The sequence below is a fragment of the uncultured Tateyamaria sp. genome (assembly GCF_947503705.1).
Lineage (GTDB): Bacteria > Pseudomonadota > Alphaproteobacteria > Rhodobacterales > Rhodobacteraceae > Tateyamaria.
The window spans coordinates 125,096-145,383 of sequence record NZ_CANNES010000001.1; the positions used below are offsets into that span (position 1 = coordinate 125,096).

Sequence of the window (20,288 nt, forward strand, 5' to 3'; positions counted from 1 at the left end):
CAGTACTCTCCTTGTTGTGTTGGTTGATAAACCGGCCCTTCATGAACGGGACCGTTGGGATGGATGCCAGAATGTCACCGCCCGCTCGATCAGCGCAACACCGCCATAGGCGGCCGAGCCGACCAGGGCTGCGACGACAATTTCGGCCCAGACCAGATCAAGCGCAAGCTGACCCACCGAGACCGAGATACGAAAGCCCATACCCCGAATGGGCGAGCCGAAAAATTCAGCAACAATGGCGCCGATCAACGCCAGGGTCGTGGCAATCTTGAGACCATTGAACACGAAGGGCATCGCCATGGGCAAGCGCAGCTTGAGCAAGGTTTGCACAGGGCTGGCAGCATAGGTCTGCATCAAGTCGCGCTGCATGGCGTGGGTGGCCTGTAGGCCTTGCACGGTGTTCACCAGCATCGGGAAAAAGACCATGACGACGACCACGGCTGCCTTGGACTGCCAGTCAAAACCGAACCACATCACCAGAATGGGGGCCATGCCCACGATTGGCAAGGCGGCCACAAAGTTGCCAACGGGCATGAGACCCCGGCGCAGAAAGTCGAACCGGTCAATCAGGATGGCCGTCAGGAACGCTGCGCCGCAGCCCATGACATAGCCGGTGAGCGCGCCTTTGATGACCGTCTGAACAAAATCCTCCCACAGGATAGCCGTCGACACGACAAACCGGGCAGCGATGGCCGAAGGCGCAGGCAAAAGCACAGCCGAAATGTCAAAACCGCGTACGACGCCTTCCCAAATGGCAATCAGGGTCAGTCCAAAGATCACAGGCATCGCAAGGCGAACCAATGGCGTCGCGGGCTGGCGGGACAGCCAGACGTTCAAAAGCCATCCAAAGGCCCAAGCCGCCAGAGCAAAGACAACCCACCCCATCACGCCATCCCCATCCGCTTGAGGGTCGCGCGTTGGATCACGCCGATGACAGCGACAAGCAAGGCGGCAAGAGCAGCGGCCATGATCAGGGCAGACCAGATCTGGATCGTCTGCCCGTAATAGCTGCCCGCCAGCAGGCGCGCACCCAGCCCCGCAACCGCCCCCGTGGGCAGTTCACCGACAATGGCCCCAACAAGGCTGGCCGCGACACCCACTTTGAGGGAGGCAAAAAGGAAGGGCATCGAGGCCGGAAGGCGCAATCTCCAAAAAGTCTGAGAACTGCTGGCATTCCAGGTGCGCATCTGGTCGAGCTGCATGACCTCTGGGCTGCGCAGGCCTTTGACCATGCCCACGACGACAGGAAAAAAGGAAAGGTACATGGATATCATGGCCTTTGGCAGCAGGCCCGAAATCCCCACAGCATTCAAAACGACAATGATCATGGGCGCCAGGGCCAGGATCGGAATGGTCTGACTGGTGATCACCCAAGGCATCACGGACCGATCCATAACCCGGTTATAGACAATGCCCACAGCCAGCAAAATGCCAAGTCCCGTCCCGAGCGCAAAACCCAAAAGGGTCGCACTGAGCGTAATCCAGGAATGATAGATCAACGACCGCTTGGAGGTGATCTTCTTCTCTACCGTGGTGTTCCAAATCTCCGTCACCACCTGATGCGGCGCAGGCAGTTTGGGTTTTTCCTGCGCCCAGGTGTCGGCAACCAACTCAGACGCTGACAAGGTCACACCCGCACGCCCCGCCTTGTCATAGGCCCAAGGCGCATTCAGCCAGATAGCCGCCAGGTACCAAAGGACAAAGATCGCCCCAACAACGGTCAAAACAGGCACCACGCTACGCATGCGAAGCCCCGACCGCTGCTTCATTGTTCCGCAAATATGCAAACACAGACGCCTGAAACGAACGGAGTTTTTTGCATATTTTAAGAACAATGAAAGGAAATGGGAGTGTAGTGTCGGCACGGTACAGGCAGGCATGCCGATGACCGTGAACGATGAAGGGGGTCGCCGCGCCTTTAACCAAACTGCGGTCCGGCGGCGGGGTTTGGGCGAGGTTCAGGCTCCGCCCTGGTAGAACGGCCTCAATCATCCGCATGCCCTGCACGCAGCCCTTCGCGAACGCGGTGAGCGACCTCCAGGAACTCTGGCGTCTCACGAATGTCCAAGGGTCGCTCTTTGGGCAGCGGACTGTCTATCACGTCTGTGATGCGCCCCGGGCGCGGGCTCATCACCACGATCTTGGTCGACAGATAGACGGCCTCGGGGATCGAGTGGGTGACAAAGGCGATGGTTTTTTCCGTGCGCGCCCACAGATGCAAAAGCTGTTCATTGAGGTGATCGCGCACAATCTCGTCCAGCGCGCCAAAAGGTTCATCCATCAGCAGGATATCGGCATCAAAAGCCAGCGCCCGCGCGATACTGGCGCGCTGCTGCATGCCCCCCGACAACTGCCAGGGGTATTTCTTTTCAAACCCCGCCAGCTCAACCAATTCCAACACGCGCCGCACACGCTCAGCCTGATCCGCCTTGGAATAGCCCATGATCTCCAGCGGCAGAGAGATATTTCCCCCAATCGTCCGCCAAGGGTAAAGCCCTGCAGCCTGAAACACATAGCCATAGGCCCGCGCCTTGCGCGCCGCCTCGGGGCTGACGCCGTTTACGGTGATGCTGCCGCCTGTGGGTTGTTCCAGGTCCGCCATACAGCGCAGGAACGTGGTCTTACCGCAGCCCGAGGGGCCGATGAACGATACAAAATCGCCCTTCTTGATGTCGAGGGAAACATCCCTGAGCGCATGAACCGGACCATCATTCGTCTGAAATGTCAGGTCGAGGTTTTGTGCCGAGATAGCGCAATCAATCAACAATCACTTCCTTCCCGGCAAACTCTATAGAATACCAGATTATGCCTGCTGAGAGGCCAGCGGCTAAATGAGCCACGGTCAATGAAAGGGGGTTCGAACCAAATGACAGTGGTGGATACATCGCCGGGTGTAAAACAAACATAAGTACCAATCCAACCGCACCGCCTCCTAAGAGGGCACCGTGCAAGGGTTTGATTGGCATCCGCCCGATCCCGGATCGCAGCAAGAGGCCAATCGGCAGGCTGAGCAACGACAGTGTCAGGAAAACCACAAAGCCTCCTATCCATTTGCCCAGACCTTGGACGAACCCCATCGCGCCAAATACGGTAACCTCGATGCCGATGAGCAGAACCAAAGAGCCCAAGTAAACAGACAAAATATGTGCTCCCACGACGCGCATGCTTGGCTTAAATCCCCGCCGGAATATTCAACGGATCGCGCTGGATCATCTTGGGAGCGGTCAAAGCCTTCCACTTGCTCAAAGCCTGAGACGCGGATGAGAACGCGGGGCGCGGTACGAACTTGCCCCGCCCGGGCGCGGGTTGCGAGTTTTGCCCCCAGGCCCAGATCACCTCTCCCCGCGACAGGGTATAACGCGACTGCGCCTTGACCTCGAACCCTTCGAATACGTTGTAATCCAGCACCGAATGGTGGTTGGCGGGGGAGATCGTTTTGGTGATCTTGGGGTCCCACACCACGATATCCGCGTCCGCCCCTTCGACAATGGCCCCTTTCTTGGGATAGATGTTCAGGATCTTGGCCACGTTGGTCGATGTTGCTGCGACAAACTCATTGGGCGTCAGGCGGCCCGTCTCCACACCTTCGGTCCAAAGGACGGCTAGCCGTTCCTCAAGCCCGTTCGACCCATTGGGAATGATCCGGAAATCGTCACGGCCCGCGCGCTTTTGTTCGGTGTTGAAGGCCGCATGGTCCGTCGCCACCACCTGCAACGATCCCGACTGAAGCCCCGCCCAAAGCGAGTCCTGATGATCCTTGGACCGGAAAGGGGGCGACATGACGCGCCGTGCGGCATAGTCCCAATCGGTGTCGAAATAGACGCTCTCGTCCAATGTCAGAAACTGGATCAAAGGCTCGCCATAAACACGCATACCTTTTTGGCGGGCGCGACGGATCGCCTCGTGAGCCTGTTCGCAGGACACGTGCACAATATACAACGGCACCCCTGCCGCATCGGCGATGGTAATGGCGCGGTTGGCGGCCTCTCCTTCAAACTCGGGCGGGCGGGAATAGGCATGCCCTTCCGGCCCAGTGATCCCCTGATCGAAATACTTCTGCTGCATCTCGGCGACCAGATCGCCATTTTCGGCATGGACCATGGGCAGCGCACCCAGCTCGGCGCAGCGTTTGAACGAGGCGAACATTTCGTCGTCCTCGATCATCAACGCGCCCTTATAGGCCATGAAGTGTTTGAAGGAGTTCACGCCCATATCGACGGCATCCTTCATCTCGTTGAACACGTCCTCGTTCCAGCCAGTGATGGCCATGTGATAGCCCACGTCGGAACAGATTTGCGGGGCGGATTTGCGGTGCCATTCGTTGATAGCATTCTTGATCGACCCATCCGCACCGGGCAGACAGAAATCCACGATCATGGTGGTGCCACCGACGGCAGCAGCCCAGGTGCCACTCTCAAAGGTCTCGGCGGCAGTCGTGCCCATAAAAGGCATCTCAAGGTGGGTGTGCGGGTCAATCCCGCCCGGAATGACATAGGCGCCTTCGGCATCGATATATTCGTCGCCAACTAGGTCTTCGCCAATGGCCTTGATCACTTCGCCCTCGACCAACACATCCGCTTTCCAGGTCCGGTCTGCGGTGCAGACCATTCCGCCTTTGATCACTTTGCTCATCTCATCTCTCCTCGCTCGGCCATTTCTTATGGCCAAAAATATCCTCGGGTGTCCGGGGGGTGAGCCCCCCAATCACACCGATGCAAAACATCCCAAAGCAGGCCCATGCACGCCGATGTCCAACGGGCCAAAGTCGCTCTCGACACAAAGCGAGAAATAGCCAGCCAAGGGCAGATAGACGACGCGGTACGTGCCGTCCGTGCGGGTCACCGTCCAACAGCGTTGCGTGAGACCGCCGCTGAAATTCACCGTTGTCTCAAACGGAGGGACGCGTGCCGCACGAAAGGCCGCAAGTGTGGCGCGATCGCTGATCGTGTCCCGAGGTGCATCGACCAACTCGGCGTCGATCAAGTCCGCAATACGGCCTGCAATGCTTTGATCCTGATCAATCACGGTTGCAACCTCGCGACGGAAACCGACGCGGTTTCCGGCCGTTTTCCGTGTCGGAAAACGCGCGGCATCACCCGACAATCTCCGCTGTTTCAACAACCGCATGCATCAAAACATCGGCCCCCGCCTTGGCCCAATCGCGCGAAATCTCTTCCGCCTCATTGTGGCTCAACCCGTCGACACATGGGCACATGACCATCGCCGTTGGCGCCACCTGATTGATCCAGCACGCATCGTGACCAGCCCCCGAAATGATGTTCTGATGCGAATAGCCAAGCCGTTCTGCCGCAGACCGCACCGCACTCACACAGGTCTCGTCAAAGGCCACCGGGTCAAAGCCACCAACCTTCTCGAAGGTAATCTCCAGCTCCATTTCGTCCGCAATCGCCTGTGCTTCGGTGCGCAAGCGCGCTTCCATATCTTCGATCACGCTCAACTCGGGCGAGCGGAAATCGACCGTAAAGACCACCTTGCCCGGTATCACGTTCCGCGAGTTTGGATAGACGTCAATATGCCCCGCAGCCCCAACCGCATGAGGCGCGTGGGACCAGGCGATTTCGTCCACCTTCTCCAGCACCCGCGCCATGCCCAAACCTGCGTTCTTGCGCATCGGCATGGGGGTCGAGCCTGTATGCGAATCCTTCCCCAGAATCGTTACTTGCGTCCAGGACAGGCCCTGCCCGTGGGTGACAACGCCAATGTCTTTGCCCTCGGCCTCCAGGATCGGCCCTTGTTCGATGTGCAGCTCAAAAAAGGCGTGCATTTTGCGCGCGCCCACCTCTTCGTCCCCGCGCCAGCCGATCCGGCTCAGCTCATCGCCAAAGGATTTGCCCTCTGCGTCGACGCGGGCATAGGCCCAGTCCTGCGTATGAATGCCCGCAAACACGCCCGAAGACAGCATCGCCGGGGCATATCGGGTGCCCTCTTCATTGGTGAAATTGGTGATAACGATGGGGTGTTTGGTTTTCACATCCAGATCGTTCAGAGTCCGGACAATCTCCAGCCCGGCCAGCACGCCCAGGACACCGTCATATTTTCCGCCCGTAGGCTGGGTATCGAGGTGCGAGCCCACATAGACCGGCAGTGCGTCGGGGTCCGTCCCCTCACGCCGCGCGAACATATTGCCCATCTGGTCCAAACCCATGGAACAGCCCGCCGCCTCGCACCAGGACTGAAAAAGAGCGCGGCCTTCGCCGTCCTCATCCGTCAGGGTCTGACGGTTGTTGCCCCCCGCCACGCCGGGGCCGATCTGGGCCATCTCCATCAGGCTGTCCCACAGCCGATCCGCATTGACCGCCAAGTTTTGACCCGGTGCCGCCATGATTTTCCCCGTCATATTCTGTCGCCGCCCATCCGGTCACTTTTTGACCAATTGGTAAAGACACGATTGCCATGTGGCGCATTTCTGTCAAGAACTGGTTTGGACACAATTGCCCAAGGCCCGTGCATCTGCCTAGACTTGCAGCACTCCCCGCCTTTGGCGGCACCCGGATCAAAGGACTGGCCATGCCCGACGGCACCCAAAAGAAACCAAGCCGCATTCAGCAGCGAAACCGGCACCTGATCCTCGATGCCGCCCTCGATGTGTTTTCGGCCCATGGGTATCGCGGTGCGACGCTAGACCAGATCGCCGAAGCCGCAGGCCTCTCCAAACCCAATATCCTGTATTACTTTTCCGGCAAGGAAGAGATCCACGTGACCCTTCTCAGCCAGTTGATGGAAACATGGCTGGACCCTTTGGTCGAGATGGACGCCGATGGCGACCCGATGACCGAGCTTTTGGGCTATGTGAACCGCAAGCTTGACATGGCCCGTGATCTGCCGCGCCAAAGCCGCCTTTTCGCGGGCGAGATCCTGCAAGGCGCGCCACGGATGCACCCGCACCTGATGGCCGACCTCAAACCGCTCTTTGACGAGAAGTGCAGCGTTATCCAAGGCTGGGTCGACGCGGGCAAACTGGCCCCGGTGGACCCGGGGCACCTGATCTTTTCCATCTGGTCAACCACCCAGCATTATGCCGATTTTGACGCCCAGGTCAGGGTCCTGTCCAGTGGTGATACGATGGACGGGGCCAGAAAACACCTCAACACCCTGTTCGAGCGCCTGCTTGCCCCCTAGGGTCAGGCCTTTCGCCCACGAGGTTCGCGATGATCACACCGGAATATGCGCGTATCCTGGCGCGTTATAATCACTGGCAGAACCGCTCGCTGATTGAGGCTGCCCATGGACTGTCGGATGCGCAACGCTGGCAGGACGAGGGCGCATTCTTTGGGTCCATCGCGGAAACGCTAAACCACATCCTTTGGGATGATCGTATCTGGTTGGCGCGGTTGCGGGGCGACACCGAAACCGCCGCCCAAATAGGCGCGACCCACCCCTATACTGCCACGCCAAGAGCCTGGGACGATTATGTGCACGCCCGCACCGCGCTGGATGATGAGATTATTGAATGGGCTGACGCGCTGACGGCAGAGGACCTCGCCCAATCAACGCCATGGATCAAAGGTGACACCCCGGTTCAAACCAATTTCGGGTTCAATCTGGTACACATGATGAACCACCAAACCCATCACCGCGGTCAGGTTCACGCCCTGCTCACCCGGTTCGGTGCAACACCACAGCCCACCGACCTTCAAATGTTGGAGGGCGGTGGGGTTCAGAGTGACCCGGCAGCCTGACATCCGGCTACGTTATTCCGCCGCCGTCGCGCTGGGATTGTTGGGATGTGTTGTCCAGTTGGCATATTCCGGCTCCACCACTTTTTGGGTGCGCGGATCGACGGTGCCGGGTTCCATCATCTCCATCGTGATACAGTCCTCGACAGGGCAGACATTCACACAGAGGTTGCAGGCCACGCATTCGCCGTCGATCACTTCGAACACCCGATCCTCGGATATCGAAATCGCCTGATGCGAGGTGTCCTCGCAGGCGGCGAAACAGCGGCCACAAGAGATACACAGGTCCTGATTGATCTTGGCCTTGGCCACATAATTCAGGTTCAGATATTGCCAGTCCGTCACATTGGGCACCGCTGCGCCGCGGAAATCCTCGATGCTGGTGTGGCCCTTTTCATCCATCCATTCCGACAGCCCGCTGATCATCTCTTGGACAATCTTGAACCCGTAGGTCATCGCCGCCGTACACACCTGCACATTGCCGCAACCCAGGGTGATGTATTCAGCCGCATCGCGCCATGTGGTGATGCCACCGATGCCCGAAATCGGGATGCCTGCCGTATCTGCGCCCCGCGCAATCTCGGACACCATGGACATGGCGATGGGTTTGACGGCAGGCCCGCAATAGCCCCCATGCGACCCTTTTCCATCAATTGACGGCTCGGGCGACATGGTGTCGAGGTTCACGGATGTGATCGAATTGATCGTATTGATCAAACTCACCGCATCGGCACCGCCCGCCTTTGCCGCGGCCGCCGGTTTACGGATATCGGTGATGTTTGGGGTCAGCTTCACAATGACGGGCTTGGAGTAATACTGTTTGCACCAGCGGGTCACCATTTCGATATATTCGGGCACTTGGCCCACAGCAGCGCCCATGCCCCGCTCGCTCATCCCATGCGGACAGCCAAAGTTCAGCTCGATCCCGTCGGCACCTGTGTCCTCGACCAGAGGCAGGATGGCTTTCCAAGCCTCCTCCTCGCAGGGGACCATGATCGACACGATCATTGCGCGGTCAGGATAGTCGGCTTTGACGCGTTTGATCTCTTCAAGGTTGGTGAAGAGGTCCCGGTCGGTGATCAACTCGATGTTGTTCAGACCCAGCAAACGCCGGTCTGCCCCATATATCGCGCCATAGCGGGGGCCGTTGACGTTGACGACGGGCGGCCCTTCGGACCCAAGGGTCTTCCAGACGACACCGCCCCAACCGGCCTCAAAGGCGCGGCGCACATTGTATTCCTTGTCCGTAGGTGGGGCCGAAGCCAGCCAGAACGGGTTTGGGCTTTTGATGCCGACGAAGTCACTTTGAAGGTTTGCCATCTTCCGTCTCCCTTGCTCAGCCCATCAGGCTCGCATGAATATCCATCGCCGCATCACGGCCCTCGGCCACCGCTGTCACGGTCAGGTCATCACCGCCCGTGGCGCAATCGCCCCCGGCCCAAACGCCATCCACCGTGGTACGACCGGCGCCAGTGACGGCGATCTTGCCGCCCGTCAGGTCGGGCAGGCCCTCCCCCTCCAGCGTCTGACCAATGGCGCGCAACACCTGATCGGCAGGCACGCGAACCATCTGGCCCGTGCCGCTCATGTCATCATTCACATATTCAAACTCGACCTCGCGGACCGAACCGTTTCCATGCACGGCCACCGGCACCACATGGGTCATGATACGCACCCCTTTCGAGGCGGCCAGATCCTGCTCAAAGGTGCTGGCGTTCATCCGGTCGCGGCCCCGGCGATAGGCAAGCGTCACGTTCAGCGCGCCCAGCAACTTGGACTGCACCGCCGCATCCACCGCCGTCATGCCGCCACCAATCACAACCACATCGCGGCCCACGGGCAGGGCCGACAGATCATCGGCCTGGCGCAGATCGGCGATGAAATCGACCGCATCCAAAACGCCGTCCTTGTCGCCGCCCTCGACCGCCAGACCGTTCACGCCGCCCAGGCCCATGGCCAGGAACACCGCGTCAAACTCGGCCTTCAACCCGTCCAGGCTCAGGTCAGCCCCCAACGCCTTGCCATTCTCAATAGTGATCCCGCCGATCTGCAACAGCCAATCCACCTCGGCCTGCGCAAACCCTTCGGGCGTCTTGTAGGCCGCAATGCCGTATTCGTTCAGGCCACCGGGCTTGGGGCGAGCATCATAAACGGTCACCTCATGCCCCAGCATCGCCAAGCGATGCGCAGCAGACAGGCCTGCCGGCCCCGCCCCCACCACGGCCACCGTTTTACCGGTGACCGCAGCACGGGAGAACGGATGGATTCCCTTTTCTTGCAAATGGTCGGTTGCGTAACGCTGGAGTTGGCCAATCAGCACCGGCTTGCCCTCAGCAGCCTCACGCACGCAGGCTTCCTCGCAAAGTTGTTCGGTTGGGCAGACGCGGGCGCACATGCCGCCCATGATGTTCTGGCTCAGGATCGTTTTGGCCGCCGCATCGGGCGTGCCCGTCGCGATCTGGCGAATGAACAGGGGGATGTCGATGTCCGTGGGGCACGCCGTGATACACGGCGCGTCATGGCAGAAATAACACCGATCCGCGGCCACCAACGCCTCATGCGGGTCCAGCGCGGGATGCAGATCAGAGAAATTTTCGGCATAGCCGCTGGCGGCCAGACGGCCCGCCGCCACACCGGGAGAGAAAGGAGATTGCGTCATGACCGCTCCATCGCAACATTCGTTCGTTCAAAACGCTGTCACAGGAAGAAATTTTTATCAACTGGTAAAAAATAATCCGCCTTCAGGTTTTTTGACCTCTGCCCAAAGAAGCGCCGTTTCGCCAATAGCGAGAATGTCACGAAACAAACCTTGCCCGAATCTCAGATCGCACTCTATTTAAACGTGCTACATCATTACCGACCCACTGCTCCTATCGGCTCAGTCACTCGATCTAATGACGACGCCAAGCTGCCGCATGTTGCGGGCAGATCGACTAGGAGACATGACTATGGCCAGCGGCACAGTCAAATGGTTCAACACCACCAAAGGCTACGGCTTTATCGCGCCCGAAGATGGCGGCAAAGACATCTTTGTACACATTTCCGCAGTTGAGCGGTCCGGCCTGACCGGCCTCGCCGACAACCAGAAGGTGACCTTCGATATGGAAGCGGGCCGTGACGGACGCGAAAGCGCTGTGAATATCGCACTGGCCTAACGGACCTGCGATTTCCGAGACTTGGAGGCGGTGCATTGCGGTGCGCCGCCTTTTCTTTTTGCCACGCCTGGGGCTTCCGCGCTCATTGGCAACTAACGCCAAACGCCATGCCCACTGATCACAGGCCGTCCCAGTTCACGTCTTTCGCTTCCGTGATCACCAGCCGACCCGCGGGCCAGGGTTCCATCAACGCCTTGGCCGCTTCCAGGTCGTCACCCAACCAGACCGCCAGCGCATCGCGGTCAAGCAGCACGCCCATCCGGTGGTGGATCGCCGCCACGTCCTTGTTCGGCGCGCAGGTCACCGCCGCCACTTGGGGAACTTGCAGCCCACCAGGCGCTGTCCACACATCCGTTATCGCGGCAAAATAAAGGAACCCGCCGCCTTTTGGCGCGATCCGCCACGCGGTCTTGCGCCGCTTTTCGCCCGTCCATTCGTACCAGCCGTTCACCGGGATCACGGCGCGCTCGACCCCGTCAAAAGCCGACTTGTCGAACACCGTTTCCGAGCGGGCGTTGATGATCTGCTCCATCACCGGACGACCCCGCGCGTTGACCCGGCCCACGGGCACAATGCCCCAACGCATCCGCCGCAGCGCCCCGTCAAAAACCACGATCTCTTGCCCTGGCGCGATGTTGTGGCGGGCCGGTTCGTCGTCGACCACGCCCGTTGGCACGCCCAATGCGGCACTCAGATCGGCCATGGGGCTGTCCAGAAAGAACCGCCCCGGCATTTACTTGGCCACCGCGATCAGCTCAACCGCCAGCGGCCCCACCCCTTCGACGATCCGCGCAACGCCCGTCGCATTGGGGTGAACACCATCCGCCTGCATATACTGACGCACATCCGCCGGATCGGTGCCCACGCTCCCAAGCCCAGCAAAAAAGCTGTCCAAATAGAGCGTCCCAAACTCTGCCGCCAATTCCGGGTACATCCCGTCAAAGGCCGCCTTGTACTCAGGCCCATAGTTCCCGGGCGCTTGCATCCCGATCAGCAGTACAGGCACGTTCGCCGCATCCGCCGCCTGCAAGATACCTCCAAGGTTCGCGCGGCTGACCTCCGGGTCGATCCCGCGCAAGAGGTCATTGCCCCCCAGCGCCACGATCATCGCATCCACATCCGGCGTTAGCGTCCAGGCCGCCCGCGACAACCCGCCCGCCGTGGTGTCGCCCGACACGCCCGCGTTGATCACGCGCACGTCATGACCAGCGGCAGTCAACCACCCTTCCAGCTGCGGCACAAATCCGTCTTCGACCGGCAGGCCATAGCCTTGGGTCAAGCTGTCGCCTAGTGCTGCAATTGTGACCGCCTGGGCCCAAACGCACCCGGCCCAAAAAACCATGACAATTGCGGCCACTACCTTGCCCATGCTGATCCGATCTCCATATGTCCTCGTACCCCTCTATAAAGGCGCATTCTTATGTCCGATCCAGTCCTCAGCCTCAAAAATGCGGCATTGTCCCTCGATGGCAATGCCGGACAGGTCGATATCCTGCACGGGATTTCACTGGATATTCAGCGTGGCGAAACGGTCGGGCTGGTTGGGCCATCCGGCTCTGGCAAATCGTCGCTCCTGATGATCATGGGCGGGTTGGAGCGAGCAACGGGCGGTCAGATCAACGCTTTGGGCCATGACCTGACAGCCATGAACGAGGATGCTTTGGCCCGGTTCCGCCGCGATCACATGGGCGTCGTGTTCCAGTCCTTTCACCTGATCCCGACGATGACGGCGCTTGAGAATGTGGCCACGCCGCTGGAATTGGCAGGCGTACGCGACGCGTTCGAGAGGGCCGAAGTGGAACTGGACGCCGTGGGCCTCGGCCACCGCGCCGGGCATTATCCCAGCCAGATGTCGGGGGGCGAGCAGCAACGCGTGGCCCTGGCCCGCGCCCTTGTTACCCGCCCCGATATCCTGCTGGCGGATGAACCGACCGGCAACCTTGACGGGGCCAACGGCACCGCGATCATGGACCTGCTCTTTGCCCTGCGTGACCGGCATGGGGCCACCTTGGTACTTGTCACCCACGCGCCCGCTTTGGCGGCGCGCTGTGACCGGGTAATCGAACTGGCCGACGGCCGCATCGCCACCGCACAGGCCGCCGCCGAATGAGCTTCGCAACCTCTGCCCGCTTTGCACGCCGCGAATTGCGCGGAGGGCTGTCGGGGTTCCGCATCTTCCTTGCCTGCCTTGCCCTTGGGGTCGCGGCCATTGCCGCTGTCGGCTCTGTCCGCTCTGGCATCGAGGCGGGGTTGGAGCGGGAAGGGGCGGCCCTTTTGGGCGGCGATGCCGAGCTTGATTTCACCTACCGCTTTGCCACCGAAGGAGAACAGGCGTGGATGCAAGGCGTCGCCACCGCCGTGTCCGAAATCGCCGATTTCCGGTCCATGGCGGTGGTCGAACGGGGCGGCGACACCGAACGCGGCCTGACGCAGATCAAGGCCGTTGACGATTTCTATCCTCTGATCGGCGCGGTTAAATTGACGCCGAACATCCCGCTTGCCGACGCTCTCGGCGACCAGAACGGACAACCCGGCGCCGTGATGGAGCGCGCTTTGATTGACCGGCTTGGCCTCGCTGTTGGCGATGCCTTTCGCCTTGGCACGCAGGACTTCACCCTGACCGCAACGCTGGACCGCGAGCCCGACAGCGCCGCAGGCGGCTTTGGCCTTGGGCCCCGCACCATCGTACTGCGCACCAGTCTTGAAAACGCCGAACTGCTGGCCGCAGGGACGCTCTTCAACTCGAAATACCGGCTGCAACTTCCACCCGGTACCAACCTCGAAGAGATCGAGGCCGACGCCCGCGCGCGGTTCGAAAACAGCGGCCTGCGCTGGACCGACGCGCGAAACGGGGCGCCCGGGGTGTCGGAATTCGTGGACCGTTTGGGCGCATTCCTCGTGCTCGTTGGTCTGTCGGGCCTCGCAGTGGGCGGCGTCGGCGTCTCTGCCGCCGTGCGTGCCTATCTGGCCGACAAAACATCCGTGATCGCGACCCTCAGGACATTGGGCGCGGAACGCTCCACCATCTTCCAAACCTACTTTATCCAAATTGGCGCGCTGTCGATCCTTGGCATTGTCATCGGTCTTACCCTCGGCGCACTCATTCCCATTGCACTCGCCCCGGTCATCGAGGCGCGGCTGCCCATCCCGGCGGCCTTCACGATCTACCCCGCACCGCTGGTCGAGGCGGCCATCTATGGCCTCCTCACCGCCTTTGTCTTCACCCTCTGGCCGCTGGCACGGGCCGAAGACGTGCGCGCCGCGACCCTGTTTCGCGACGCACTGGGCACCTCCAAAATACTGCCCGCGCCAAGATACCTCATGTGGATTGCGCTTGGCCTGACGGCCCTCATCGGCCTCGCGGGCCTCTTCTCCGGCACTTGGCGACTGACGCTCTGGACGGCAGGCGGGATCGCCTTCGCCCTCGGCTTACTCGCTCTGGCGGCCACCGCGATCCGCTGGCTCTCAAAACGCGCCGCGCCGAGGGCCAAGGGACGGCCCGCACTCCGTTGGGCGCTCGGCGCCATCTCTGGCACGCGCGAAGGGGCGGCATCGGTTGTCCTGTCGCTCGGCCTTGGCCTGTCGGTGCTGGCTGCCGTGGGCCAGATCGACGGCAACCTGCGCAATGCGATCTCCGGCAACCTGCCCGAGATCGCGCCCAGCTATTTCTTTGTCGATATCCAGCGCGACCAGATGGCGGGCTATACCGAGCGGCTGGAGAATGACGCCGCCGTCACCCGCATCGACAGCGCGCCGATGCTCCGAGGCATCATAACCCAGATCAACGGCGCACCTGCCCGCGAGGTCGCAGGCGACCATTGGGTCATTTCGGGTGACCGGGGCGTAACCTACTCCGCCCAGCCGTCCGAAAATACGCGGATCACTGCAGGCGAATGGTGGCCCACCAATTACACCGGCAATCCGCAGATCAGCTTTGCCGCCGAAGAGGCCGAGGAAATGGGCCTCTCCCTCGGTGACAGCCTCACAATCAACATCCTGGGCCGCGACATCACCGGCACAATCACCTCCTTCCGCGAGGTGGATTTTTCGACCGCAGGCATCGGATTTATCCTGTCGATGAACCCCTCCGCCCTGCAAGGCGCGCCGCATACGTTCATCTCGACGGTCTACGCCGACCCCGAGGCGGAAACGCAGATCCTGCGCGACATCGCAAATGCCTATCCCAACGTGACGGCGATCCGGGTCAAAGACGCGATTGAGCGGGTCAGCGAAGTATTGTCCGGCCTTGCCGCAGCCACGTCCTATGGCGCGGCAGCGACCCTGCTGACCGGCTTTCTCGTTCTGATCGGCGCAGCGGCCGCAGGCACACAGGCGCGTACATACGAGGCGGCGGTGCTCAAGACGCTCGGCGCATCCCGCAAACGCATCCTGATCAGCTTTGCAACGCGGGCCGCCCTACTGGGCCTCAGCGCGGGCATCGTCGCACTGGCCGCAGGCATCACCGGCGGCTGGGCCGTCAGCAATTTCGTGATGGACACCGATTTCACAATCATCTGGCCCTCAGCTCTGGCGATCATCACAGGCGGCGTCCTGGCCACGTTGCTGGCAGGCCTTGCCTTCGCCTGGGGTCCACTGGCTGCCCGCCCTGCCCAGGTCCTCCGAGGCCGCGAATAACCAGCCGTTGCCGCAGCGCGGCATACGTGGCACAAACGCCGCAAGCAATGGATAGACCAAAGGCCCCGCCATGACAGACCAGTTGCCCATGCCCGTCACTGCCCCTCTGACAAACGCGCAAAAGACCCAGCTTCTCAATCTCGTGCGCCGCGCGGCCCGGGCCGAGATCATGCCCCGTTTTCGCAGCCTAGACGCAGGCGATATCGACACCAAGAAGGACCAGAATGATCTGGTCACCGCCGCCGACACGGCCGCCGAGGCAATGATCACGCGTGGCCTGCAAATGGCCTTCCCTCACGCGCTGGTCATCGGTGAGGAGGCAATTTCCGCCAAGCCCGACCTGATGGACGGTGTGGGCGAGGCCGAGCTGAGCTTTATCATCGACCCCGTGGACGGCACGTTCAACTTTGCCCATGGTATGCCGCTCTTTGGCACGATGGTGGCGGTCTGCCGCTTTGGCCAACCCGTCTTTGGGCTGATCTACGATCCAGTGGGCGATGACGTGATCATGGCCGACAATACCTCGCCAGCTCTTTGGCAAACGGTCAAGGGGCGGCAAAAGCCGGTCCACACCGCCGCCCCAAAATCGCTTGGCAAGCTTTATGGCTATATGCACATCCGGCTGATGCCACAGGCCGACCGCGCCCTGACCTTTGCCAAATTGAACGAGGTGGGCAACGTAAGCTCCCTACGCTGTTCGGCCCATGAATACCGGTTGCTGGCCACGGGCGGGGCGGATTTTGTCCTGACGGGCAACCTCAACGCCTGGGACCATGCCGCAGGGGCGCTGATCTGCGCCCAGGCGGGGGGCAAGACGGCCATGCTCGACGGATCGGTATACGATGCGACAACCTCCAGCGGCTATCTGTTGTGCGCAAGCTCGGATCAAGTCTGGGATACCGTCGCTGCCCATTTTGCCGAACTGATGTCCGACGCATGACGTCCTGGTTCTTTGGCTATGGAAGCCTCGTCAACCGCGACACCCACAGCTATCCGCAAGCGCAACAGGCCACCTTGCGGGGCTGGCGGCGGACTTGGGTGCGGACCGCGCTGCGCGATGTGGTGTTCCTGTCGATCCACAAGGCACCGGGGCACAGCATCAACGGCCTGATCGCCGCCGTGCCACAGGCCGACTGGACCGCACTGGACACGCGCGAAGCCGGTTACAGCCGCTTTGCCGCCACCGATCACATCGTCCACGGCGCGGAGGCCAGCGACATTGCCGCCTATCAGGTGCCGCCCGCGCTGCAACGGCACGACGGCGACCACTGCATGCTGCTTAGCTATCTCGACGTGGTGGTTCAGGGGTTCCTGCGCGAATTTGGGCAGGCCGGGGTCGAGGCGTTCTTTGACACAACCGACAACTGGGCGATCCCTGTCCATGACGACCGGGGCCAGCCCCGCTACCCCCGCGCCACACAGGTCAGCCGCGAAGAACAGGCCCTCGTCGACCGGCTACTTGCGCAAGTTCAATAGGGACATAAGCCGCCCCTCGCGGTCAAACTTGTCACCCGTTTGCGCGCCACCTTCACCGGTCATGACCCGCAAGGCCAAGAACCACGCAACCGTCCCAAAAACAACACCCGCCAGTGCTTGACCCACCATCACGCCGGGTGCGCCAAACAGGGCCGAGCCCAGCCAGACCAGCGGGATCATGGCAACGGTATTGCGCCCCCAGTTCATCCAGGTCGAGTAGAACGGGTGACCCAGATTGTTAAAGCCCGCATTGCTGACGAACAGAACCCCGTTAAAGAAAAACAAGAGCGCAAGCGGCCCACAAAACAGGTACACCAGATCGCGGGCAACGCCCGTAGCGGTAAAAAGGTCCGCAATCGGGCCCCGCAACACAAACAGGATCGCCGAAATCAAGGCAATCACCACCCCGGTGAACAAAAGTGCTGCATTGAATGTCTGCCGCACCCGCGCCTGATTTCCCGCGCCAAAGTTCTGCCCGATGATCGGCCCCACCGCGCCGGAGAGGGCAAAGATCACGGCAAAAGACACCGGCATCAAACGGCCCACGATGGCCATGCCCGCCACTGCTTCCATCCCGTATTGGGCCATGGATCGGGTGACGATGGCTTGTCCGAAAGGGGTCGCAAACTGCGTCAGGATCGCAGGAAAGCCGATGGTCAGCATCGGGCCCAGATCGCGGATCATCGGCACGAATGCGGGGCGTGGCAGCCCCCCGTGATGGCGCAGGATCGGCAGGATCGCAGCCACCGCAATAGCAATCCGCGCTGCCACCGAGGCCAGCGCCGCCCCCGTCAGATCAAGACCCAGACCAAAGATCAGAATCGGGTCAAGCACCGCGTTCACACCGCCCCCGATGATGGTCGACATCATCGCCCGGCGGGCATCGCCATGGGCGCGCAAAATGCCGCCCCCCATCATGGCGACCACCAGAAACGGCAGAGATGGTACAACGATCTGAAGGTATCCCTCAGCCAAACGCGCCGTCTCGCCCTCCGCTCCGATCATCCAGACAAAGAGCGGGATATTGACCCAGACAAGGGCCGCAAAGATCACGCCGAACACGACACCAAATGTCAGCCCATGAACGGATCGCGCGCGGGCCAAATCCGTGTCTCCCGCGCCCAGCGATCGGGCCACGAGCGCGCCCACGGCAATCGCCATGCCGATGGAAAAGGACGTGGTGAAAAACAGGATGGACCCGGCATAGCCCACGGCGGCGGCCAATTCGGCCTTGCCCAGCATCGAGATGAAAATCATGTCGATAAAATCGACCAGAAATACCGCCATCAGGCCCACGCTCGACGTCAGCGACATGACCGTCACGTGGCTCAAAGGCGAGCCGCTCAGGAATTTGGCCTGAGCGTCAGCCATAGGCCCGCATCTGCCCAATTCTAAAAAATCCCTCGCCGACGGGCCGTTCTGCAATCACAGCCCCGGGGAGGATCATGCGCGCGCCTTCACAACCTGCAAAAGTGGCATAAGCGCCGCCATATCCGGCCCGTGCGCCTGCCCCGTTACCGCCTTGCGCAGCGGCATGAACAGGCCGCGCCCTTTGCGACCGGTGGCGGCCTTCACGGCACCTGTCCACGTACTCCAGGTATCGGCGGCAAAGGGCCCCTCGGGCAGCAAGCCCATAGCCTCGGCGACAAACTCGCGGTCTTCATCGTCGATCACCGGATCGGCGCCGTCGCGGCACAAGGCCCACCACGCGTCCAGATCATGCAGCGTTTCAATATTGTCGCGCATCACGGTCCAGAACGGCTCTGCCATGTCCGCAGGCACACCAAGCGCATCAATCTCGGCGCGCACGGCGTCCAGCGGCAAGTACTGCAAATAGCGACCGGTCAGCGGAAACAGGTCCGCCTCGTCAAACTTGGTCGGTGCGGACCCGAAATGGCCAATGTCAAACCCGTCAATCAGCTCCGCCATGTCGGTGCGTAGCTCAACAGGGTCCGACGACCCCAACCGCGCCATCAGGCTCAAGAGCGCCATCGGCTGCACGCCACGTTCGCGCAGATCACGCAAGGCCAGCGTGCCCAGACGTTTGGACAGCGCCTCGCCCTGCGGGCCGGTCAGCAGCGAATGGTGGGCAAAGCTGGGCACAGAACCGCCCAACGCTTCGATAATCTGGATTTGGGTGGCCGTGTTGGTCACGTGATCGGATCCGCGCACCACATGGGTCACACCCATATCGGTGTCGTCCACCACCGACGCGATGGTATACAGGACCTGTCCGTCCTGACGGATCAGAACCGGGTCACTGACGCTGGCGGCATCAATGCTGATATTGCCCAGAATGCCGTCGTCCCACTCGATCCGCGCCTGATCCAGCTTGAAACGCCACACGCCCTGCCCACGCTCGGCACGCAGCGCCTCCCGCGCGGCCTCGCTCAGGGCCAATGCGGCACGGTCGTAGACGGGCGGCTTGCCCATGTTCAACTGTTTCTTGCGCTTGAGGTCCAGTTCGGTCGGCGTCTCGAACGCCTCGTAGAACCGACCAATGTCGCGCAGCGTGTCTGCGGCGGCGGCATAGCGGTCCAACCGATCCGATTGCCGCTCGACCCGGTCCCAATGCAGGCCCAACCACTCCAGATCCCGCTTGATCGCGTCGACATATTCTTCCTTCGACCGCTCTGGGTCGGTATCGTCGATGCGCAGGATGAATGTGCCGCTTGCCTTGCGGGCGATCAGGTAGTTCATAAGGGCGGTGCGCAGGTTGCCCACATGGATATAGCCGGTGGGCGACGGGGCGAAACGGGTGGTTGTCATGGGTCATCTCCGATGTTGGCGGAGCCTTGTCACAGGGGCACGAACTTGTCCAGTTTAAGGGATGGCACGAACTGGCCAATGGGTGGCCAGATCGCGCAGGCCCGCCTGGATCAATTCGCCCAGAACATCCGCGTCCACGCGGTCCAATCGGGTCAGATACAGACAGGATTTGCCTTTGTTATGCTGTCCCAGCCTGTCCAGAATGACACTGCAATCGGTGTAACCGGGCATAATGTAGATGCTCAGCCTGGCCTTGCGTGGGGCATAACCGGTGGCCATCCAGGTGCCGGACCGGCCCGACGCATAGGTATTGTCATAAGCGCCGTAACCCACGATGCCGCCCGTCCAGATCACCGGCTGAAAACCGGTCGCCGCCCGGAATAGGGTGTCCAACGCCCGGGCCCCGGCCTCCCGTCGCTCGGGTGAAACACCCGTGACCCAATCGGCAAAAAGCACCTCTTCGACCTTTGTTTTCTGGTTCATTTGCACCCGACCTCAAAAAAAATCGATAATTTTTGCGTGATGAGACGTGACTGCGCCAAATCCGCACTATCTC

At 61.1% G+C, this 20,288-nt stretch carries 21 protein-coding genes; 7 read left to right on the forward strand and 14 right to left on the reverse strand.

Annotated features, from left to right (window positions below; all coding sequences use genetic code 11):
* Window positions 1-39: 39 nt before the first annotated feature.
* The 7 genes from Q1A44_RS00625 to Q1A44_RS00655 all read right to left on the reverse strand — a co-directional run bounded on the left by Q1A44_RS00625 (window position 40) and on the right by Q1A44_RS00655 (window position 6,343).
* Window positions 40-885, reverse strand: coding sequence for an ABC transporter permease (locus Q1A44_RS00625; protein WP_299618088.1), 846 nt, complete (start codon window positions 883-885; stop codon window positions 40-42).
* Entirely contained in the window at window positions 885-1,745 is an 861-nt protein-coding gene (locus Q1A44_RS00630) for an ABC transporter permease (protein WP_299618091.1), read from the reverse strand. Before Q1A44_RS00630 ends, Q1A44_RS00625 begins: the two co-directional genes overlap by 1 nt.
* Window positions 1,746-1,984: 239 nt before the next feature.
* Window positions 1,985-2,761 carry an ABC transporter ATP-binding protein gene (locus Q1A44_RS00635; RefSeq protein WP_299621278.1) on the reverse strand — a complete coding sequence of 259 codons (777 nt, stop codon included), beginning with the start codon at window positions 2,759-2,761 and terminating at the stop codon, window positions 1,985-1,987.
* Window positions 2,757-3,164 carry a hypothetical protein gene (locus Q1A44_RS00640; protein ID WP_299618094.1) on the reverse strand — a complete coding sequence of 136 codons (408 nt, stop codon included), beginning with the start codon at window positions 3,162-3,164 and terminating at the stop codon, window positions 2,757-2,759. Before Q1A44_RS00640 ends, Q1A44_RS00635 begins: the two co-directional genes overlap by 5 nt.
* 7 nt (window positions 3,165-3,171) lie before the next feature.
* Entirely contained in the window at window positions 3,172-4,632 is a 1,461-nt protein-coding gene (gene hydA, locus Q1A44_RS00645; protein ID WP_299618097.1) for a dihydropyrimidinase, read from the reverse strand.
* 72 nt (window positions 4,633-4,704) lie between these two features.
* On the reverse strand, window positions 4,705-5,127 hold the full coding sequence (locus Q1A44_RS00650; protein WP_299621406.1) for a hypothetical protein: 423 nt from the start codon (window positions 5,125-5,127) through the stop codon (window positions 4,705-4,707).
* On the reverse strand, window positions 5,093-6,343 hold the full coding sequence (locus tag Q1A44_RS00655) for a Zn-dependent hydrolase (protein ID WP_299621281.1): 1,251 nt from the start codon (window positions 6,341-6,343) through the stop codon (window positions 5,093-5,095). Before Q1A44_RS00655 ends, Q1A44_RS00650 begins: the two co-directional genes overlap by 35 nt.
* 185 nt (window positions 6,344-6,528) lie before the next feature.
* On the opposite strand from Q1A44_RS00655, the gene Q1A44_RS00660 reads away from it, so the two are divergent.
* Both Q1A44_RS00660 and Q1A44_RS00665 read left to right on the forward strand, forming a co-directional pair.
* Entirely contained in the window at window positions 6,529-7,140 is a 612-nt protein-coding gene (locus Q1A44_RS00660) for a TetR family transcriptional regulator C-terminal domain-containing protein (RefSeq protein WP_299618099.1), read from the forward strand.
* Window positions 7,141-7,169: 29 nt separating this feature from the next.
* The gene (locus tag Q1A44_RS00665; protein ID WP_299618101.1) at window positions 7,170-7,700 is read left to right on the forward strand and encodes a DinB family protein; all 531 of its coding nucleotides are present in this window, start codon (window positions 7,170-7,172) and stop codon (window positions 7,698-7,700) included.
* A gap of 12 nt (window positions 7,701-7,712) precedes the next feature.
* On the opposite strand, the gene preA is transcribed toward Q1A44_RS00665, so the two are convergent.
* Window positions 7,713-9,017: an NAD-dependent dihydropyrimidine dehydrogenase subunit PreA gene (gene preA, locus Q1A44_RS00670; protein ID WP_299618103.1), complete on the reverse strand. Its 1,305-nt coding sequence runs from the start codon at window positions 9,015-9,017 to the stop codon at window positions 7,713-7,715.
* A 16-nt stretch (window positions 9,018-9,033) separates the two neighbouring features.
* Window positions 9,034-10,356 carry an NAD(P)-dependent oxidoreductase gene (locus tag Q1A44_RS00675; protein WP_299618105.1) on the reverse strand — a complete coding sequence of 441 codons (1,323 nt, stop codon included), beginning with the start codon at window positions 10,354-10,356 and terminating at the stop codon, window positions 9,034-9,036.
* A 289-nt stretch (window positions 10,357-10,645) separates the two neighbouring features.
* On the opposite strand from Q1A44_RS00675, the gene Q1A44_RS00680 reads away from it, so the two are divergent.
* Window positions 10,646-10,852, forward strand: a complete 207-nt coding sequence (locus Q1A44_RS00680; protein WP_299618108.1) for a cold-shock protein — start codon at window positions 10,646-10,648, stop codon at window positions 10,850-10,852.
* Window positions 10,853-10,970: 118 nt separating this feature from the next.
* Here Q1A44_RS00680 and Q1A44_RS00685 read toward each other — a convergent pair whose 3' ends face one another.
* On the reverse strand, window positions 10,971-11,585 hold the full coding sequence (locus Q1A44_RS00685) for an SOS response-associated peptidase (RefSeq protein WP_299618111.1): 615 nt from the start codon (window positions 11,583-11,585) through the stop codon (window positions 10,971-10,973).
* The gene (locus Q1A44_RS00690; protein ID WP_299618114.1) at window positions 11,586-12,221 is read right to left on the reverse strand and encodes an arylesterase; all 636 of its coding nucleotides are present in this window, start codon (window positions 12,219-12,221) and stop codon (window positions 11,586-11,588) included.
* Between the two features lie 51 nt (window positions 12,222-12,272).
* On the opposite strand from Q1A44_RS00690, the gene Q1A44_RS00695 reads away from it, so the two are divergent.
* The 4 genes from Q1A44_RS00695 (at window position 12,273) to Q1A44_RS00710 (ending at window position 16,963) form a co-directional block, all read left to right on the forward strand.
* Window positions 12,273-12,962 carry an ABC transporter ATP-binding protein gene (locus Q1A44_RS00695; protein WP_299618117.1) on the forward strand — a complete coding sequence of 230 codons (690 nt, stop codon included), beginning with the start codon at window positions 12,273-12,275 and terminating at the stop codon, window positions 12,960-12,962.
* Window positions 12,959-15,487 (forward strand): FtsX-like permease family protein, encoded by a 2,529-nt coding sequence (locus tag Q1A44_RS00700; protein ID WP_299618120.1) that lies wholly within the window; start codon window positions 12,959-12,961, stop codon window positions 15,485-15,487. The genes Q1A44_RS00695 and Q1A44_RS00700 overlap by 4 nt, the downstream gene beginning before the upstream one ends.
* A gap of 70 nt (window positions 15,488-15,557) precedes the next feature.
* Entirely contained in the window at window positions 15,558-16,427 is an 870-nt protein-coding gene (locus Q1A44_RS00705) for an inositol monophosphatase (protein WP_299618123.1), read from the forward strand.
* Entirely contained in the window at window positions 16,424-16,963 is a 540-nt protein-coding gene (locus Q1A44_RS00710) for a gamma-glutamylcyclotransferase family protein (protein WP_299618126.1), read from the forward strand. The genes Q1A44_RS00705 and Q1A44_RS00710 overlap by 4 nt, the downstream gene beginning before the upstream one ends.
* On the opposite strand, the gene Q1A44_RS00715 is transcribed toward Q1A44_RS00710, so the two are convergent.
* The 3 genes from Q1A44_RS00715 to Q1A44_RS00725 all read right to left on the reverse strand — a co-directional run bounded on the left by Q1A44_RS00715 (window position 16,943) and on the right by Q1A44_RS00725 (window position 20,215).
* Entirely contained in the window at window positions 16,943-18,334 is a 1,392-nt protein-coding gene (locus tag Q1A44_RS00715; RefSeq protein ID WP_299618129.1) for an MATE family efflux transporter, read from the reverse strand. The two genes, Q1A44_RS00710 and Q1A44_RS00715, sit on opposite strands and share 21 nt — an antisense overlap.
* 72 nt (window positions 18,335-18,406) lie before the next feature.
* Window positions 18,407-19,732, reverse strand: coding sequence for a glutamate--tRNA ligase (gene gltX / locus Q1A44_RS00720; RefSeq protein WP_299618132.1), 1,326 nt, complete (start codon window positions 19,730-19,732; stop codon window positions 18,407-18,409).
* A gap of 54 nt (window positions 19,733-19,786) precedes the next feature.
* Window positions 19,787-20,215 (reverse strand): DUF1801 domain-containing protein, encoded by a 429-nt coding sequence (locus Q1A44_RS00725; protein WP_299618135.1) that lies wholly within the window; start codon window positions 20,213-20,215, stop codon window positions 19,787-19,789.
* Window positions 20,216-20,288: the final 73 nt, after the last annotated feature.

Coding starts and splice junctions, on each gene's coding strand:
- Q1A44_RS00685 (WP_299618111.1), bottom strand. CDS start 11,585: ATGCCGGGGCGGTTCTTTCTGGACAGCCCCATGGCCGATCTGAGTGCC.
- hydA (WP_299618097.1), bottom strand. CDS start 4,632: ATGAGCAAAGTGATCAAAGGCGGAATGGTCTGCACCGCAGACCGGACC.
- Q1A44_RS00650 (WP_299621406.1), bottom strand. CDS start 5,127: ATGCGGTTGTTGAAACAGCGGAGATTGTCGGGTGATGCCGCGCGTTTT.
- Q1A44_RS00660 (WP_299618099.1), top strand. CDS start 6,529: ATGCCCGACGGCACCCAAAAGAAACCAAGCCGCATTCAGCAGCGAAAC.
- Q1A44_RS00665 (WP_299618101.1), top strand. CDS start 7,170: ATGATCACACCGGAATATGCGCGTATCCTGGCGCGTTATAATCACTGG.
- Q1A44_RS00710 (WP_299618126.1), top strand. CDS start 16,424: ATGACGTCCTGGTTCTTTGGCTATGGAAGCCTCGTCAACCGCGACACC.
- Q1A44_RS00655 (WP_299621281.1), bottom strand. CDS start 6,343: ATGGCGGCACCGGGTCAAAACTTGGCGGTCAATGCGGATCGGCTGTGG.
- Q1A44_RS00700 (WP_299618120.1), top strand. CDS start 12,959: ATGAGCTTCGCAACCTCTGCCCGCTTTGCACGCCGCGAATTGCGCGGA.
- Q1A44_RS00630 (WP_299618091.1), bottom strand. CDS start 1,745: ATGCGTAGCGTGGTGCCTGTTTTGACCGTTGTTGGGGCGATCTTTGTC.
- Q1A44_RS00680 (WP_299618108.1), top strand. CDS start 10,646: ATGGCCAGCGGCACAGTCAAATGGTTCAACACCACCAAAGGCTACGGC.
- Q1A44_RS00675 (WP_299618105.1), bottom strand. CDS start 10,356: ATGACGCAATCTCCTTTCTCTCCCGGTGTGGCGGCGGGCCGTCTGGCC.
- preA (WP_299618103.1), bottom strand. CDS start 9,017: ATGGCAAACCTTCAAAGTGACTTCGTCGGCATCAAAAGCCCAAACCCG.
- gltX (WP_299618132.1), bottom strand. CDS start 19,732: ATGACAACCACCCGTTTCGCCCCGTCGCCCACCGGCTATATCCATGTG.
- Q1A44_RS00625 (WP_299618088.1), bottom strand. CDS start 885: ATGGGGTGGGTTGTCTTTGCTCTGGCGGCTTGGGCCTTTGGATGGCTT.
- Q1A44_RS00690 (WP_299618114.1), bottom strand. CDS start 12,221: ATGGGCAAGGTAGTGGCCGCAATTGTCATGGTTTTTTGGGCCGGGTGC.
- Q1A44_RS00705 (WP_299618123.1), top strand. CDS start 15,558: ATGACAGACCAGTTGCCCATGCCCGTCACTGCCCCTCTGACAAACGCG.
- Q1A44_RS00695 (WP_299618117.1), top strand. CDS start 12,273: ATGTCCGATCCAGTCCTCAGCCTCAAAAATGCGGCATTGTCCCTCGAT.
- Q1A44_RS00725 (WP_299618135.1), bottom strand. CDS start 20,215: ATGAACCAGAAAACAAAGGTCGAAGAGGTGCTTTTTGCCGATTGGGTC.
- Q1A44_RS00640 (WP_299618094.1), bottom strand. CDS start 3,164: ATGCGCGTCGTGGGAGCACATATTTTGTCTGTTTACTTGGGCTCTTTG.
- Q1A44_RS00715 (WP_299618129.1), bottom strand. CDS start 18,334: ATGGCTGACGCTCAGGCCAAATTCCTGAGCGGCTCGCCTTTGAGCCAC.